The sequence below is a fragment of the Streptomyces sp. NPDC006208 genome, assembly GCF_040613775.1.
Taxonomy (GTDB): domain Bacteria; phylum Actinomycetota; class Actinomycetes; order Streptomycetales; family Streptomycetaceae; genus Streptomyces.
The window spans coordinates 1-2,675 of record NZ_JBEXSW010000122.1; the positions used below are offsets into that span (position 1 = coordinate 1).

The window sequence follows — 2,675 nt, forward strand, 5'->3', positions numbered from 1 at the left end:
CTGCCGCAGACGCTGCACATCGATGAGCCGACACCCCATGTGGACTGGTCGGAGGGCGCGGTGCGGCTGCTGACCGAGGCGGTGGAATGGCCCACAGGCGACGCGCCGCGCCGGGCCGCAGTGTCGTCCTTCGGTATCAGCGGTACGAATGCGCACGTGATCGTCGAGCACACTTCCGCTTCGGTGGATCTGCCCCCCGCGCCCGACTCCGGCGCGGCCGTGCCGTGGGTGCTGTCGGGCAGGACCGAGGCGGTGCTGCAGGCACAGGCAGAACGCCTGCTGTCCCTCTCCTCGGACACGGATCTGCTGCCGGTTGACATCGGCTTCTCGCTCGCCTCCACACGCTCGTCGATGGAGGCCCGGGCTGCCGTGGTGGGGGAGAGCCGGGACGAACTCCTGGAAGGACTCCGTGCGCTGGCCGCAGGGTCCCCGTCCGGACGGGTCGTCGTGGGTGAACCGGGCGTCGGGGGCAAGGTTGGTTTCTTGTTCTCGGGTCAGGGGTCGCAGCGGTTGGGGATGGGGCGTGAGCTGTACGCGTCCTACCCGGTGTTCGCCGATGCGTATGACGAGGTGTGTGCGCGTCTGGATGCGCCGGTCGACGTCGACTCGGAAGAACTGCACCGGACGGGCTCCACGCAGCCTGCGTTGTTCGCTGTTGAGGTGGCGCTGTTCCGGCTGTTGGGGTCGTGGGGGGTGCGGCCGGATTACGTGGCGGGTCACTCGGTGGGCGAGATTGCGGCCGCGCATGTGGCGGGTGTGCTGTCGCTCGATGATGCGGCGAAGCTGGTGTCGGCCCGTGCTGCGCTGATGCAGGCGCTGCCCGCGGGCGGTGCGATGGTTGCGGTGCAGGCGACTGAGGGCGAGGTCCTGCCGCATCTCACCGATCAGGTCGGTATCGCGGCGATCAACGGGCCTCAGTCCGTGGTGATTTCCGGTGCGGAGGACGCGGTCACCGCGATCGGCGAGCTCTTCACGCAGCAGGGCCGTAAGACGTCCCGGTTGAAGGTCAGCCATGCCTTCCACTCGCCGTTGATGGACCCGATGCTGGACGATTTCGCCGAGGTCGTAGGCGGTCTGACCTTCAGTGAGCCGCGGATTCCGGTGGTGTCCAACCTCACCGGCCGTCTTGCCGAGCCGTACACCCCCGAGTACTGGGTCCGCCATGTCCGTGGGGCGGTCCGTTTTGCGGATGGTGTGCAGACCCTGCACGACCTGGGCGTGACCACCTTCGTCGAGATCGGCCCCGGCGGCGTCCTCAGCGCCCTCACCCAGGGCTGCCTGGACGACGACGTGGTCACCGTCCCCGTACTACGCGCCGACCGCCCCGAACCGCAGGCCGTCGTCACCGCGCTCGCCGAACTGCATGTGCACGGCGTCTCCCCGGACTGGCAGGCGCTCTTCCCGGGCGCCCGCCGCGTCGACCTGCCCACCTACGCCTTCCAGTACGAGCGCTTCTGGCTGGAAGCGCCCGAGGAGTTCACCGGCAGTGCCGCTGCCACCGGACTCGGGCTGGGTGCGGCCGAGCACCCGTTGGCGGGTGCGGCGGTCGCGCTGCCGGGCCCCGGCGGATTCCTGGTCACCGGGCGGCTCTCGCTCAAAACCCACCCCTGGCTCGGCGACCACACAGTCATGGGCAGCGTGCTGCTGCCGGGCACCGCGCTCGTGGAGCTGGCGGTGCGTGCGGGCGACGAGGCCGGTTGCGCGCAGATCGAGGACCTGACGCTGGAAGCGCCGCTGATCGTCCCGGAGCGCGGCGGTGTGGCCGTGCAGGTGTGGGTCGGCGCCGAGGAAGAGGAGCCGGGCCGGCGTGCGCTGAGCGTGCACTCGCGGCTGGACGACGCTCCGGACGACGCGCCGTGGGTACGGCACGCGATCGGCTTCCTGACGGACGTGCTGCCGGAGCCGCCGCACGGTGCGGACGTCGGGGCGTGGCCGCCGGCGGGCGCGGAGGCCGTCGATGTGACGGCGTTCTACGACGGCCTGGCCGAACTCGGCCTGGGATACGGCCCGGTCTTCCGGGGCCTGCGGTCGGTGTGGCGCAGCGGGGACGACGTCCTCGCCGAGGTCGCCCTGCCCGAGGGCACGGAGGCAGGCGCGTTCGCCCTGCATCCGGCGCTGCTGGACGCGGCGCTTCATGCGATCGGCGCGGGGGGGCTCGTCCCCGTCGATGACGGGCCGCTGCTGCCCTTCGCCTGGTCCGAGGTGAGTGTGCGGGCCGCCGGGGCGACGGCGCTGCGGGTCAAGGTCTCGCGGACGGGCACCGACGCCGTGTCGCTGACCGTGGCCGATGCCGCCGGTGGCCTGGTGGCCACGGCCGGCTCGCTGTCGCTGCGCCCGGTGTCGCGGGAGCAGCTGCTGAAGGCGGGCGGCTCCGGCGGGCGTGCCGAGAACTCGCTGTTCGGCCTCGCATGGCAGCCGGTGGCCCTCACCGAGGCCGCCGTCGGTACCGAGGTCCGGAGTTACGCGGACCTGGCCGCTCTGGTCGCCGGACCGGACCTGCCCGATGTCGCGGTCGTGCCGTGCCCGGTGGGATCCGGTGAGGACATCGCCGAGCGGGTGCACGCCGTAGCGAGCGAGGTTCTGGCTTTGGTGCAGTGGTGGCTGGCGGAGGATCGTCCGGTGCGTCTGGCGTTGGTGACGCGTCCCGGCGATCTGGCTCATGCTGCGGTGTGGGG

Annotated in this window: 1 protein-coding gene; it reads left to right on the plus strand. The window is 71.6% G+C overall.

The features are described 5' to 3' along the window. Positions 1-2,675: acyltransferase domain-containing protein (locus tag ABZ208_RS38930; protein WP_356914175.1), on the plus strand; the 2,675-nt coding region annotated here is incomplete at both ends.